The organism is Embleya sp. L77 (genome assembly GCF_055557415.1).
The window spans coordinates 8,349-24,327 of the sequence record NZ_CM145709.1 but is presented as its reverse complement, the minus strand read 5'-3'; the positions used below and the strand labels follow the sequence as shown (position 1 = coordinate 24,327).

Below are 15,979 nucleotides of genomic sequence, written 5' to 3'. Positions count from 1 at the left end.
GCGGCCAGGGGTAACCGAATTCCTCGACGGCTTCCCGCGTACCTCCCCAGACCCGGGCGACGGTACGGGGATCGCCTGCGGTCAGCCTCGCCGCCGGTTCCTTTGCCTGCTCGGAGGGATCTATCTTGCCGAGGCCGACGGCGACCCGGTGGGGACGGCAACGATGATGGTGATGCCGAACGTGACGCATGCCTGTGCGCCGAGCATGATGTGCCTGGACGTGTACAAGGACGCCTGCGAGGAGCACCCGTGCCCGAAGGCCACGTGCAGCGGCCCGGACCCCTCGAGCTCCGGCCGGTTGTGGGTCATCGTCCGGTCCGGGCCGAGCACGAACAGCCGGCATCCGGGCGTCGCGGCCACCACGACCGACCACTCACCGCCTTCGGAGCGGCCGAACACGGCCACGATGCCGGACTCGCTTCACGATGTTTCGTCGCGCCAAGTTGATGTCGGACGCCGTCCCCGCCGAGACCCGGACGACGGCCGCCGACGCGGGTCTGCTCGTCGGGCGGCTCGGCTTGACGGACGCACGCGCAGAACCGGTATGCGCCCGAGTCGTCCCACCACGCATCACCTGGACGGCCGAACCCGCCGAATAGCCGAGGGGTGGGACGATGGCGCCCCGACGGATCATGCGCGCATCCCGCCGGCGGAGTCCGGGCCGGGCCGACACGTTGTCCCGGCCGAAGACCCGCACGACGCCGCGCCCGCGGCCGATGGTGCTGCCCCGGGCGCGACGTCGTCGACTCAGTCCGTGAGCAGCGTCAGGGTCTTCACTCCCGTCAGGTCCGCCGACGGCAGGAACGTGGGCGGATGTTCCGGGTCGGCGCGGGTCGTGGGGAAGCGGTCGAGCAGGATGTCGAGGGCGATCCGGCCCTCCAGGCGGGCCAGCGGGGCGCCGATGCAGAAGTGGATGCCGCGGCCGAAGCCGAGGTGCGGGTTGGGCTCGCGGAACGGATCGAAGACGTGCGGCCGGGCGAAGACCCGCTCGTCGCGGTTGGCGGCACCGAGACGCACCGCGATGACCTTGTCCTTCGGGATGTGCTGCCCGGCGATCTCCACGTCGGTCATGGTGACCCGGTACAGGGACGAGAACGGCGTCAGGTAGCGCAGCGACTCCTCGATGGCGGCGGGCAGGAGCGAGCGGTCGGCGCGTACCCGCGCGTCGACGTCCGGCTCCGCGTCGAGGCACAGGAGGGTGTTGCCGATCAGCATCGTGGTGGTGACATGTCCGCCGAGAAGCAGCACGTTGCCGAAGTTCGCCACCTCGGTGGGGCTGAGGCGATGCCCGTCGACCTCGGCCTCGACGAGTTCGGTCAGCAGGTCCTCGCGGGGCGCGCGCCGGCGTTCCTCCGCGTGCTCGCGCAGGTAGTCCTGCAACTTCCGGGAGAGCGCCAGGGCTTCCTCCAAGTCGTGCCGCTGCTCGTCGGTGAGCTCGAGCGACACCTCCAGCTCGCTGTCGTAGATCTTGTCCACCCAGCCCTTGAACAGATCCCGGTCACCGGCGGGCACCCCGAGGAGTTCGGCGATGACGATGACCGGCAGTTGGTACGCGAGGGCCGATACGATCTCGACCCGGTCGCGGCCCGCCACCTCGTCCAGGAGTTCGTGGGTGAGGGCGGCGATCCGCGGCGCGAGATCGGCGACCACCTTCGGGGTGAAGGCCCGATTGACCAGCCCGCGGAACCGGCCGTGGACCGGCGGGTCCATCTGGGCGGGGTTTCCGTCGAACGCGTCGCCGAAGTCCACGTCCGTGTCCGCGGCGAACACCCGCATGGTGTTGGACGAGAACGTCGCCGGGTCCTCGAGGATCGCGAGCGTCTCGGCGTGACCGTATACATTCCACAGACCCGTCGGCTCGTCGAACCGCACGGGCTCCTTCGGCACGTTGCCGTGGAGCCAGAAGCGGCTCTCGTCCACTCCCCACTTGGCAGCGAGATCGGTCATGGTGGTCCTTCCCTTCGCTGGTTCGTTGAACCGGTTCCGAAACTCGATGTCACCGGACGGATCGTCGACGCCCGGCCGAGAACCGCGCCTCCCCCGTCAGTCCGCCAGCTTGCGGACGATGACCTGCATGATCTGGCCCGCGGGTTTGGGCATGTGCAGGTCGTGGTGCGTGGCGTCGATGTCGTGTTCCTCGATGGAACCGAGGACGAACGGCTGCCAACCGGGCCCGAACGAACCCCCGTCGGGCTTGTCCAACACGGCGTTGAAATAGAGCATGTCGCCGCGGTAGACCGGTGATTCGAACACGGCCATCTTGTTCAGGTTGTTGGCGCCGACCCGTGCCATCTTGCCCAGGAAGCCGTCCATATTGTCCAGATTCATGAATTCGCCGAGGACTTCCTCGACGTCCCCCCGATACATCGCCGCGGTCCGACCGGCCACCTGCTTGAACGGGCTCGCCGGATCGTCGGCCGCGGGCGGGCAGTCCAGGACGGCCAGGATCTCGACCCGCTGCCCGCGCCGGTCCAGTGCGTCCGCGACGGCGTGCGCGATCGGGCCGCCGAAGGACCAGCCGATCAGGTTGTACGGCCCCTCCGGCTGGATCTCGAGGATCTGGGTGAGATAGTCGTCGACCATCTCCTCCACCGAACCCGCCACCGGATCGACGCCGTTGGAGCCGCGCGACTGCAGGGCGTACGCCGCCCGGTCCAGGTACGGCGCGAAGGTGAAGAACGCCCAGCCGAGACCGCCACCGCCGTGGAAGAACCACACCGGCGACTTGCCCGTTCCCGGATCGACGTTCAACGGCAACACGACGTCGTACGAGTCGACCTGGCCGCCGGGAGTGCCGCCGGCGAGCACCAGCCCACCCAACTCGGCCACCGTGGGGTAGTCGATGATCGTCTTGATGGGCAGGTCGACGCCGAACTGCTTGCGGATGCGGGCACAGAGCCGGGTGGTCTGGAGCGAATGCCCACCCAGCTCGAAGAAGTTGTCGTCGATACCGACCCGTTCCAGGCCGAGCAACTCGGCGAAGAGGGAACACAACTTTTCCTCATGGGAGTTGCGCGGCTCACGACTGCCGACGGTGGCGGTGTACACGGCCGGCAGCGCGCGTCGGTCGAGTTTGCCGGCCGCGTTCAGCGGAAGTTCCGAGAGCGGCACCAGCACCGCCGGGACCATGTAGTGCGGCAGACGCCCGCGCAGGTACTCGGGCAGCTCGGTCAGCAGCGAACCGAGGGACTTGGCCAGCGCGGGGGTGTTCGCCCGGCTGCGCCCGGCCGCCGCGCCGGGAACGAACGCGCCGGAGACGGTGGTTCGCTGTTCGGGCAGCAGCACCGCGTCGAAGCCGTGGACGACCTCGCCGGACCAGGTGACGACCGCCTCCAGACCCCGCCGCCGCGCCCAGGCGGCCAGTTCCTCCGGATCGAGCGGCCCGCCGGAGAGGCCGGTCATACTCGGCACACCGGCCGACGTCGCCGCGATCGCCTCCGCCACCAGACGCGCGTTGGGTATCCCGGTCACCCGCACCGGGCCGCCACCCGCCAGGTCCACCACGCGGCCCAGGACGGCCGGGTCCGACATGTCCCGGTCCCACGGCACCGCGGGCACACCCGTCAGATCGAGCAGGTCGGCCGGCTCCTTGTGCAGGACGACCTCGTAGCGGTGCCGGGTCAACTCGTTGTGCACCCGACCCGCCTTCAACCGGATGTCCACGCCGGCTGAATGCTCACGCGCCCACGCGGCGAACCACTCCGGCGCGACCACCAACTCCCGCTCGGCCAGCAGCGCCCGCTCCACCGACGCCCGCAGCTGCGCGCGCGAGGCGTTGGGCCGTGCCGCCCGCTGCGCCGCGCTCGTCAGCAGCCGGAGCGTCGTGGCGTTGCGGACGTCGCCCACGATCAACCGGCCGCCGGACGCCAGGAGTTCCATGGCCTCGCACAGCACCCGGTCCAGATACTCGACGCTCGGGAAGTGCTGCACCACGGAGTTGAGCACCACGGTGTCGAACCCACCCCGGGGCAGCCCGGATACGTCGTCGGCCGCCTGGACACTCAGCCGAACACGGTCGCCGTGCCCGGCCTCGGCGCACTGTGCCCGGACCCGATCCACCACCGTGGCCGAGATGTCGGTGCCCCAATACTCCTCGACCTCGTCGACGATCCGCGCCAGCAGCAGACCGGAACCCACACCGATCTCCAATATCCGCCGTGGCCCGAACCGCAGCACCCGCGCCACCGCCGCGTCACGCCACTCCCGCATCTCCTCGACCGGAATCGGAGCACCGGTATAGCCGGACTTCCGGCCCCCGAAGTCCTCGCCCAACACCTCGTCACCGGAGTCGGCGTAGACGTCGTCGTACACCTGACGCCACTCGTCCACCTGTGCGTCGGCATCCGCCCGCGCGGCATCCGAGGCGGGCACCACATACGCCACGAGGCGCCGGTCACCCTCGTGGTCGTCGCGCACCACGACCGCCGCCCGGGCCACACCGGGATGTCCGGTCAACGCCTGCTCGATCTCACCCGGCTCGATGCGGAACCCGCGAACCTTGACCTGGAAGTCGGTGCGGCCGATGTACTCGATCTGCCCATCCCCGTTCCAGCGCACCAGGTCCCCGGTGCGGTACATCCGAGTGCCCGGAGCGCCGAACGGGCACGCCACGAACCGCTCGGCGGTCGCCGCCGTCCGCCCCGGATATCCGCGCGCCAGACCGGCACCGGCCAGGTACAGCTCACCGGCCACCCCCGGCGCCACCGGACGCAGCGCCGTGTCCAGCACGTACACCTGCGTGTTCCAGATGGGCGTGCCGATCGGCACCCGGTCCCCGCCGGGCACGTGCCGCCAGGACGTGACTTCGACGGCGGCCTCGGTGGGGCCGTAGAGGTTGTACACGGCGCAGTGCGGGAGCAGGTTCGCGACCTTGTCGGCGAGCGCGACCGGGAACGCCTCGCCCGCGACCTCGATCCGGCGCAGGCTCGTGCACTCCGCGGCCGCGGGTTCGGCGACGAACGCCTCCAGCAGGAAGGGCACGAAATCCGCGCCGGTCACCCGCTCACGGCGGATCAGGTCGGCCAGGTAGGCCGGATCCCGGCGCCCGTCCGGACGCGCGATCACCACGGCCGCGCCCACCAGCAGCGGCGCGAACAATTCGGGCACCGACACGTCGAAGCTCGCCGACGTGCTCAGCAACACGCGGTCCTCCACGCCGACGTCGAAGTGCGTCAGGCCCCACTCCAGCCGGTTCATGATCGACCGGTGCGATACCTGCACGCCTTTCGGGCCGCCGCTGGAGCCGGAGGTGAAGATGACGTACGCGGCGTTGTCCGGTGACAGCTCCCGGTTCGCATTCCGCACCGGGTACCCGGACACGTCCGGCAGCGTCCCGTCAAGCACCAGCAACGGCTTGGCGCCGTCCAGCAGTTGCCGAGCCCGCTGCTCGGGAAGTTCGGTGTCCACGGGCAGGTAGGCGGCGCCGGTCTTGACCACGGCGTGGATCGCCACCATCAGGTCGACGGAGCGCGGGATCCGCACCGCGATCAACTGCTCGGGGCCCGCGCCCTGTTCGACCAGCCAGTGCGCCAGTCGGTTGGCACGCCGGTCGAACTCCCGGTAGGTCAGCGTCTCGTCCTCGCCGATCACCGCGACCCGGTCCGGGGTACGCGCCACCTGGGCCTCGAGCGCGTCCGGCAGGGTGTCGGCGGCCACCAGGTGCGCCGTGTCGTTGACCCGCCGCACCATCCGGTCTCGTTCGTCCGCCGACAACACCTCGACGGCACCGATCGGCGATTGCGGGTCGGCGACCAACTGCTCCAGTACGCGGACGAAGCGAGCGGCGATGGCCTCGGCCGTGTCCCGGTCGAACAGCTCGGTCGCGTACTGGAGGTCGCCCCGCAGCGCCCCCGCGTCGTCCACGGCCAGGCTGAACAGCAGGTCGGCGATGGCGGTCGAGGTGAGGTGTTGCTCGAATTCCACGTCGAGCCCGCTGAGTTCGAGTCGGCGCTTGGCGAAGTTCTGCCAGGCGAACATCACCTGGAACAGCGGTTGGTACGCAGCGGAGCGCTCGATGTCGAGGACCTCGACCAGCGTCTCGAACGGGACGTCCTGGTGCTCGTAGGCCGCCAGCGCCTTCTCCCGTACCCGGGCGAGCAGGTCGGTGAACGACGGGTCGCCGGACAGGTCCACGCGCAGCACCTGGGTGTTGACGAAGAACCCGACCATCTCGGCCAGCGCCTCGTCGGTGCGCCCGGCGATCGGACCGCCGATCGGCACGTCCTCCCCGGCTCCGAGCCTGCCGAGCACTACCCCCAGCGCGGCCTGGAGGACCATCGCCATGGTCGCTCCGTGCTCGTCGGCCAACCTCTGCACGGCGGTCGCCAGGTTCGGCTCGACGACGAGGTCGACCACGTCGCCCTCCGAGCTCCTCGCCGCGGGTCGCGGGCGGTCGAGCGGCAGGCTCAGCGGCTGTGGTACCCCGGCCAGTTCCGCACGCCAGTATTCGGTCTGTGCCGCGGCGAGACTGCCGGGGTCCGTCACGTCTCCGAGCACCTCGCGCTGCCAGAGCGCGTAGTCCCGGTACTGCGCGGGCAACGGCTCCCACCCCGGCGCTCGACCGTCCCGGCGCGCGGCGTAGGCATCGGCCAGGTCTCGGGCCAGCGGCGCGCCCGAGCTGCCGTCCGTGGCGATGTGGTGGATCACCAGGACCAGTACGTGTTCCCGGACGGAACGGCGCAGCAGAGTCGCCCGGAACGGGATTTCGGCCGCGAGGTCGAACCGGTGCCCGGCGGCGTGGTCGATCGCGGCGGACTCGTCCTCGGGCGTCACCTCGACCACCTGCACCTGCACCTGGACCAGTGCCTCGGCCGACGGCAGGATGCGCGGCCGGGGCTCGCCGTCGTCGTCCGTCACATACGTGGTGCGCAGGATCTCGTGCCGGTCGACGACATCGCGGATCGCCGCGACGAGAGCGTCCCGGTCCAGCGTCCCGGTCAGTCGGAACGTGGGCGAGACGTTGTAGGTCTCCGCCCCCTGCTCCAGACGGTGCAGAATCCACATGCGGCGCTGTGCGAAGGACAGCGTGGGCAGGGCATGTGCCCGGGCGCGGTCACCCGGCACGAACCGGGGGCGGCGTGGGGCGGCCGATTCCTCCGACCACGCGGCGAGCGCGGCCACCGTCGCCAGGTCGAAGACGGTACGGATGGGGATCTCGATCCCCATCTCGGCGCGGGCGCGGTTGATCAGGCGGGTGGCCAGGAGCGAGTGGCCGCCGAGTTTGAAGAAGTTGTCGTCGACGCCGACCCGTTCCAGGCCGAGCAACTCGCCGAAGAGGGAACACAACTTTTCCTCGCGGGGGTTGCGCGGCTTTCCGGTGCCCACGGTGGTGGTGTGCCCGGTGGGCAGCGCGCGTCGGTCGAGTTTGCCGGCCGCGTTGAGCGGTAGTTCCGAAAGGGGTACCAGTACGGCCGGGACCATGTAGTCCGGCAGGCGCCCGCGAAGGTACTCGGGCAGTCCGGCCAGCAGCGGACCGAGCGCCTTGGCCACGGCGGGGGAGTTCGCCCGGGTCCGTCCGGACGCCGCGCCGGGAACGAACGCTCCGGAGAAGGTGGTTCGCCCTCCGGTCGGCTGTTCGGGCAGGAGAATCGCGTCGAAGGCGTGGGCGGCCCGGCCGGACCAGGTGAGGACCGCGTCCAGGCCCCGTTGCCGTGCCCACGTGGTGAGGTCCTGCGGATCGACCGGCCTGCCGGAGAGTACGGGCGTGCTCGACAAACCGGTGGAGGTCGCCGCGGCGGCCTCCCGCACCAGGCGCGCGTTGGGGATGTCCGCCAGTCGCACCGGGCCGTCGCCCACTCGGTCCAGGTCGGCGAGGTCGGACACCTCCCGGCCCCACGGCACCGCCGGCACCTCGGCCAGGTCCAGCACGTCGGTCGGCTCCTTGTGCAGCACGACCTCGTAGCGGTGCCGGGTCAGCTCGTGGTGCGCACGCCCCGGCTTCAAGCGGATGTCGACCCCGAAGGAGCGCTCCGCCGCCCATTCGGCGAACCATTCCGGGGCGATGAGCAACTCCCGCTCGGCGAGCAGCGCCTGCTCCACCGATGCTCGCAACTCCTCGTGGGAGGCGAGCGGATGCGTCGCACGCTGCACCGCGGTCGTCAACAGCCGCAGCGTCCTGGCGTTGCGGACATCGCCGACGATCAACCGGCCGCCGGGCGCCAGGAGTTCCATGCCCTCGCGCAGCACCCGGTCCAGGTATTCGATGTCGGGGAAGTACTGGACCACCGAGTTGAGCACCACGGTGTCGAACCAGCCCCGCGGCAGCCCGGACGTGTCGTCGGCCGCCTGGGCACCGAGCCGGACCCGGTCGCCGTGGCCGGCCCGCTCGACCTGCGCCCGGACCCGGTCCACCACCGTGGGCGAAAAGTCGGTGCCCCAGTACTCGTCGACCTCGCCGACGATCCCGGCCAGGAGCAGACCGGAGCCCACGCCGATCTCCAGCACCCGTCGCGGTGCGAACCGCAACACCTGTGCCACTGCGGCGTCCCGCCATTCCCGCATCTGGTCGAGGGGGATCGGCTCGCCGGTGTAACTGGAGTTCCACCCTCGGAAGTCCTCGCCGAACGCCGCGCCACCATCGTCGCTGTCGGCATAGGTGTCGTCGTAGACCTGGCGCCACTCGTCCACCTGCGCCTCGGCATCGGCCGGCGCGGCCTCCGGGGCGGGCACCACGTACGCCACGAGGCGTTTGTCGCGCTTGTGGTCCTCGCGCACCACGACCGCCGCCTGCGCGACACCGGGATGCCCGGTCAGCACCTGCTCGATGTCGCCCGGTTCGATGCGGAAGCCGCGGATCTTCACCTGGAAGTCCGTGCGTCCGATGTATTCGACCTGGCCGTCCCTGTTCCACCGCACCAGGTCCCCGGTGCGGTACATCCGCGTACCGGGCGCCCCGAACGGGCAGGCCACGAACCGGTTCGCGGTCAGCGCGCCCTGCCCGAGGTAGCCCCGCGCCAAGCCGGCACCGGCGACGTACAACTCGCCGGCGACCCCCGAGGCGACCGGGCGCAGCGCGGCGTCCAGGACATACACCCGTACGTTCCAGAACGGGGTGCCGATCGGTATCCGCTCCGCACCCGGCACGTACCGCCAGGTCGTGGCCTCGATCGTCGCCTCGGTGGGTCCGTAGTGGTTGTACAGCACGCAGTCGGGCAGCAGTTCGGCGGTCCTGCGGGCGAGTGCGAGCGACAGTGCCTCCCCTCCGGCCTGGAGATAGCGCAGGCTGTCGCACCGCCCGGCCGCGGGTTCGGCGACGAACGCCTCGAGCAGGGACGGCACGAAGAACACGCCGGTCACCCGCTCACGGCGGATCAGCTCGGCCAGGTAGGCCGGATCCCGGCGTCCGTCCTGGTGGGCGACGACGACGGCGGCACCGACCTGGAGGTTGGCGAACAGCTCCGGGACCGACGGGTCGAAGCTCGACGAGATGCTCAGCAGCACCCGGTCCTCGACCGTGACGGCGAAGTGCTCGTGACCCCACTTCAGGCGGTTCATGATCGAACGGTGCGAGATCTGCACACCCTTGGGGCCGCCGGTGGAGCCGGAGGTGTGGATGACGTACGCGACGTTGTCCGGTGCCAGCGCACGCTCGGGGTCCGTCTCCGGGTACCCGCAGACGTCCGGAAGCGCCTCGTCGAGCGTCAGCAGCGGCCGGGCGCCGTCGAGGATGTGCCGCACCCGATCCTCGGGCAGGTCGGGGTCGATCGGCACCCAGGCCGCACCCGCCTTGACCACCGCGTAGATCGCCACCATCAACTCGACCGAATGGGGGAGGCGCACGGCGACCAGCCGCTCGGGACCCGCGCCCTGGTCGACCAGCCAGTGCGCCAGCCGATTGGCCCGCCGGTTGAACTCCCCGTACGTCAGCGTCTCCTGCTCGGCGATCACCGCGACCCGGTCGGGGGTGCGCTCCACCTGGGCCTCGAACGCGTCCGGGAGGGTGCCCTCGGCCACCGGGTGGGCGGTGTCGTTGACCCGGTGTACCAACCGGTCCCGCTCGTCCTCGCCCAGTACGTCGATCGCGCCGATGGGCACCGACGGATCGGCGACGACCCGGCGCAGCACGCGGACGAACCGGTCGACGATGTCGGCCGCCGCATCCTCGTCCAGCAGGTTCTGTTGGTATTGCAGGGCCATCTGCAACTGCGGATCGGTCGCGGCGGTCAGGGCGACGGGATAGTGCGAACCGGCGAACGGGCGCACCCCGGTGAGGGCGATCCCGGCCGAGGAGTTGGCCTCGACGAGGGCTTCCCGGTCGACGGGGAACGACTCGAACACGACCAGCGTGTCGAACAGGGTGGTCAGCCCCGTGGCCCGCTGGATCTCCGCGAGGTTGTGCTGGTGATGGTCCAGCAGCGCGGCCTGCCGCGCCTGCAACTCGGTGAGCAGATCGGCGAAGTTGTCCTGCCGCCCATAGCGCACCCGCACGGGCACGGTGTTGATGAACAACCCGACCATCTCGTCGACATGGCGCACGGCGGGCGGCCGCCCGGACACCGTGGCGCCGAAGACGATGTCGGACTGCCCGGTCAGATTCGCCAGGAGCACGGCCCAGGCGCCCTGTACGAGCGTGTTGAGGGTGACGCCGAGCCGCGCGGCCAGGCGCGACAGGCCGTGCTTGTCCTCGAACACCACCTCGAGGTTGCGGATGCCCGCGGAATCGTGCCGGGTGCCCGAGTGCGGCACGAGCAGCGTGGGTTCCTGCACGCCGTCGAGTTCGGCCGCCCACACGCGTGCGGATTCCTCGTGGTCGTGCCGGGCGAGCCAGGACAGGAAGTCGCCGAAGTCGCGGGTCGCGGGCAGACCGGTCGGGTCGCCGTCGGCGGCGTAGAGCAGCAGCAGGTCCCGCACGAGCAACGGGGTGGACCAGCCGTCGAAGAGCACGTGGTGGGCGGTCATTACGAGTTCGGCCCGGTCGGGGTCGAGGATGGCGAGGCTCAGTCGGAACAGCGGTGGGGTGTCCACGTCGAAGTGGCCGGCCCGGTCCCGGACGAGGAACCGCTCGAATGCCTCGGCGCGTTCGGCCTCGTCGGCCGCGGTCAGGTCGAGGTGCTGCCAGGGCAGGATCGCCGTCTGCGGCACGACCTGGACGAACTCGCCGTCCGCCCGGCCGACGAACGCGGCGCGCAGGCCCGCGTAGCGCGCCAGCAGTGCCTGTCCGGCCCGGCGCATACGCTCGGGGTCGACCGCGCCGGACAGGTGGAACACCAGCTGCATGTGGTAGGCGTCGAACGCGGCCCCCGCCAGCATCGATTGGAACAGGATCCCGGATTGCGCCGGGGTGGCCGGCCAGATGTCGGCCAGCCTGCCGAAGCGCTCCTCCCAGGCGTCGATCTCGGCCTGGCTCACCGCCACCAGCGGCGCGTCGCTCGGGGTGGGCCCGCCGGCCTCCGGGGTCGCGGCATGGCGGGCCAGGGCGGTCAGCGCCTCGACCCACAGCTCGGCCAACTCGGTCACCTCGTCGCGCGAGAACACACCGGTGGGGAAAGCGAAGTACGCGGTCAACCCGTGCTCGTCGGCCACCGCGTTGATCTCGAGGACGGACAACACCGGCATGTCCGCGTCCGGTGCGGCGATCAGGTTTGCGTGCGTGGTGTCCGGGAGCCAGCCCAGGCCACGCAGTTCGTCGGGGATGTCGGCGCCGGAGGACCTGCCGAGGTAGTTGAAGCCGATCTGCGGCTCGCGCTCGCCGGCCAACACGGCCGCGGTGTCGGGGTTGAGGCGGCGCAGCAGGCCGTAGCCCAAGCCGTGGTCGGGGATCGCCCGGAGTTGCTCCTTGACGGCCTTGATCGCCTTCCCGGCGGCGGGTCCGCCGGCGAACGCGTCCGCGAGGTCGATACCGGCCAGGTCCAGGCGTACCGGGTACATGGCCGTGAACCAACCGACGGTGCCGGACAGGTCGGCGCCGGGCACCAGGTGTTCTTCCCGGCCATGGCCTTCGAGCCGGACGAGTGTCGAGGACGCGGACACCCCGCGCCTCTCGCGCCGGCGCGCCACCGCGAGCGCCAAAGCGGCCAGGAGGCCGTCGTCGGCGCCGCCGCGGAAGACCGTGGGCACCGTGTTCAGCAGGGTTTCCGTCACTTGCGCGGGCACCCGGACGCGGACGGTGTCCACGGTGGCCGCGACATCGCGGGTGCGGTCCAACTCCCGCGCACCAAGCACGGGTTCGTCCGCACGCAGAATCTCCTGCCACACGGGCAACTCCGCCACCCGCTCCGCGGAGGTGGCCTCGTCGGCCAAGGCGTGCGCCCACCGGCGCAACGACGTACCCACCCCGGCGTGTTCCGCGGTGCCGCCGGTGCGCACCCGCTGCCAGGCCGAGACCAGATTGGGCACCAGGATCCGCCACGACACCCCGTCGACGACCAGGTGATGCAGCACGATCAACAACCGGCCCGCGTCGCCGGTGCCGGCGGCGGTGAACCATACGAACTGCGCCATCACACCCGCGTCCGGATCCAGCCGACCCGCGGCCGCGTGCAACTCCGCCGGCACGTCGGCGTCCGCGTACGGCACTTCCCGCACCAGCGCCCCGGCGGCCACGACACCGACCGCTTCGATCCACAACCCCGGCCTCGCCCGGTCGAGCCGCGCACGCAGCACGTCGTGCCGATCCAGCACGGCCTGCACCGCCGCGATCAGCCCGGCACGATCGACGTCCTCGGGCAGGGTCAGCATCGCCGACATGCAGAATCGGCCGATGCCACCACCCGACGCCAGAACATGCGCCGCCGTCGGGGGCAACGGAGCCCAACCCACCCCGCCACCCGGCAACTCGGCCAGGGTCACCCGCTCCTCTTCGGCGCGGCCCTCGACCAGCTCCGCGAGCCGGGCGACGGTACGGTGCTCGAAAATCTCCCGCGTGCCGACCGCCACGCCGCGCGTCCGGGCGCGCGCGACCACCTGGATGGAACGGATGCTGTCCCCGCCGGAGGCGAAGAAGTCGTCGTCGATACCCACCCGTTCGGCGTCCAGGACATCGGCGTACACCTCGGCCAGGACCCGCTCCGTCGCGGTGCTCGGCGCCCGGTACTCGGTACCGGCGAACTCCGGCTCGGGCAGCGCGCCCCGGTCCAGCTTCCCGTTCGCGGTCAACGGCAGCCGGTCGAGCACCACGAGATGAGCGGGGACCATGTAGTCCGGTAGTCGCCGGGCCATGAACCGCCGCAGATCCGCCACCGACACGCTGGTGTCCAGGGCGAAGTCGCCGTCCCTGGCACCGCCGGCCACTGGCACCACATAGCCCGTGAGCCGCCCGCCTCCCGCGTGGTCCGCCCAAACCGTCACCGCCGCCCGGCTCACCGCGGGATGCCCGGCGAGAACCGCCTCGATCTCGGTCGGCTCGACCCGGATACCGTTGACCTTCACCTGGCCGTCGGCGCGTCCCGCGTATACCAGTTCACCGTCACCGTTCCACCGGGCCAGGTCACCGGTGCGGTACATCCGCGCACCGGCGGGACCGAAGGGACAGGCCACGAACCGCTCCGCGGTCGCCGCGCCGTTCCGGTGGTAACCACGGGCGAGCATCCCGGCGACGTACAGTTCCCCGATCACATTCGGCGCGACCGGCGCGAGGTCCGGGCCCAGTACGTGGGCGCGCATGTTGGCGAGGGGCCGACCGATCGGCACCGTGCCGGCCCCGGTCCCGACCGGTTGCCCGGGCACCGTGAACGTGGACGCGTAGAAACTCTCGGTCTGCCCGTAGGCGTTGACGACACGAACGTCGGGCAGGGCGTCGCGAACCCTGTCGACCAGCTCGGCCGAGAGCGCCTCGCCGGCGAAGATCACGGTGTCCACGTCGAGTTCGGGACCGCCCGGAGCCGGGCCACCCGAGGCATTCCCGACGAGGTCGTCGAGCAGCGCGGAGAACACCGACGGCACCGCACTGACGGTGGTACCCGACCAACCGCCGCGCTCGGCGAGTTCCAGTACGTCGCGGACGATCTCGACGCTCGCCCCCGCGGCGAGCGCGGTGAACATCTCGAACACCGACACATCGAAGTTCACCGAGGTCGCCGCAAGCATCCGAGACCCGGAGTCGATGTGCGCCAACCGGCCCAGGTCCCGTATCCCGTTCACCACCCCGGCGTGGGTGACGGCGACGCCCTTGGGGATTCCGGTCGACCCGGACGTGTACATCACATAGGCCAGGTTGTCCGGTCCGACGGCGACGTCCGGTGCCGCGATGACAGGGCCGTCGACGTCCGGGTCGTCGACGGTCGCATCATCGAGGTGAAGCACCGGCGGTCGGCACCGCGCCACCGTCTTCGCCGTCGCCCGATCGGTCAGCACCAGTGCCGGGTCGGCCGTGCGCAACAGGAGGTCGACGCGTGCGGCCGGGTCGTCGGGGTCGATCGGCAGGTAGGCGCCGCCGGCCCCGAGCACCCCCAGGAGCGCGACGACCAGGTCCGCGGTGCGGGGCAGGGCCACGGCCACCAGCACATCCGGCCCGACCCCGCGCTCACGCAGCACCGCGGCCAGTCGGTCGGCGCGCTCCTGCAACTTCCGGTACGACAACGTGGTTCGCCCGCACACCACCGCCGTCGCGTCCGGCGTTAGCGCGACCCGCGCGGCGACCACCTCCGGCACCGTGGCCCCGTGCACCGGCACCGTCGTCTCGTTCAGCCGGGCCAGCCGATCCCGTTCGTCCTCGGTGCGCACGTCCACCGCGGCGAGCCGCGCCTCGGGATCGGCGACCACCTGCCGCAACACCCGCACGAAACGATCGACAAGACTCTCGGCCGTGGCGTGGTCGAACAGTTCCGCCGCGTACTCCAGCCGCCCGTACGCGTCCCCGGACGCGCGCGGGATGATGTTGAAGAACAGGTCGAACTTGGCGGTACCGGTGCCCGCCGGGACGGGAGTCACCCGCAGGCCTGGCAGTTCGATCGCCGACCACACGAACTGCCAGGCGAGCATCACCTGGAACAGCGGCTGGTACGACGTGGTGCGGTCCGGGCCGAGCAGCTCCACCAGCCGCTCGAACGGCATGTCCTGGTTGTCGTACGCGGCAAGCGCCCGGTCCCGCACCTGATCCAGCAGGTCGCCGAAGGACGGGTTCCGCGACAGATCGGCACGCAACACCCAGGTGTTGGCGAAGTACCCGATCAAATCGTCGAGTTGTTCGTCGGCGCGCCCCTCGATCGGGCTGCCGATCGTCACGTCCTCCCCGGCACCCAGCTTGTACAGCAGTACCGCCAGCGCTGCCTGGGTCACCATCGGTGCCGTGGCACCGTGGGCCGCGGCCAGCGCGCGCAGACCCCCCAGCAGCTCGGGTGCCACCTCGAAGTCGACATGGCCGCCGCCGTGGCCGCCCACCGTCGGCCGGGGTCGGTCCAGCGGCAACTGCACCGGCTGCGGCGCCCCGGCTAATTCCTCTCGCCAGTACGCGAGTTGCTGCGCGGCGATACTCCCCGGATCGGTCTCGTCGCCCAGTAGCTGCCGCTGCCACAGTGTGTAGTCCCGATACTGCACCGCAAGCGGCGTCCACTCCGGTGGCCGCCCCAGGCGGCGAGCCGAGTACGCCGACACCAGATCCCGCAGGAACGGCGCCACCGACGCCCCGTCGGCGGCGATGTGGTGGAACACGAACACCACCACGTGTTCCTGCGGAGAGAGACGGAACACGGTGGTCCGCACCGGGAGTTCCGTGTGCAGGTCGAACCCCTCACGCGCGACCTCGGGCAGCGCGGCGGCCACCGCGTCGGCGGCCATGTCCACCACCCGGAACCGGGGGACCGCCTCGTCCGGGGGCAGGACCCGCTGCGCCGGCACGCCGTCCGCGTCCTCCGCGATCAGGGTGCGCAGGGTTTCGTGCCGGGTGACGACATCGGTCACCGCCGCGGCCAGGACCGTCGTGTCCAGCGGCCCGTCCAGGCGCAGTACGAACGGGATGTTGTACGTCGCGGATGGGCCCTCCAGACGGTGAAGGAACCACATCCGGCGCTGGGCATAGGACAACGGGATCATCGACGTACTCCTA

2 protein-coding genes and 2 pseudogenes are annotated in these 15,979 nt (G+C 71.0%); 1 reads left to right on the top strand and 3 read right to left on the bottom strand.

What is annotated here, in order from left to right; all coding sequences use genetic code 11:
* Positions 1 to 120: 120 nt before the first annotated feature.
* A complete protein-coding gene (locus tag ACZOOI_RS00060; RefSeq protein ID WP_465278760.1) occupies positions 121 to 405 on the bottom strand; it encodes a hypothetical protein in 285 nt (94 codons plus the stop codon).
* 14 nt (positions 406 to 419) lie between these two features.
* On the opposite strand from ACZOOI_RS00060, the pseudogene ACZOOI_RS00055 reads away from it, so the two are divergent.
* Positions 420 to 599: pseudogene (locus tag ACZOOI_RS00055) on the top strand (DUF5990 family protein); the annotation flags it as partial.
* Between the two features lie 148 nt (positions 600 to 747).
* On the opposite strand, the gene ACZOOI_RS00050 reads toward ACZOOI_RS00055, so the two are convergent.
* Positions 748 to 1,947, bottom strand: coding sequence for a cytochrome P450 (locus ACZOOI_RS00050; protein WP_465278759.1), 1,200 nt, complete (start codon positions 1,945 to 1,947; stop codon positions 748 to 750).
* Positions 1,948 to 2,430: 483 nt separating this feature from the next.
* A pseudogene (locus ACZOOI_RS00045) lies at positions 2,431 to 15,963 on the bottom strand (non-ribosomal peptide synthetase); the annotation flags it as partial.
* Positions 15,964 to 15,979 lie beyond the last annotated feature (16 nt).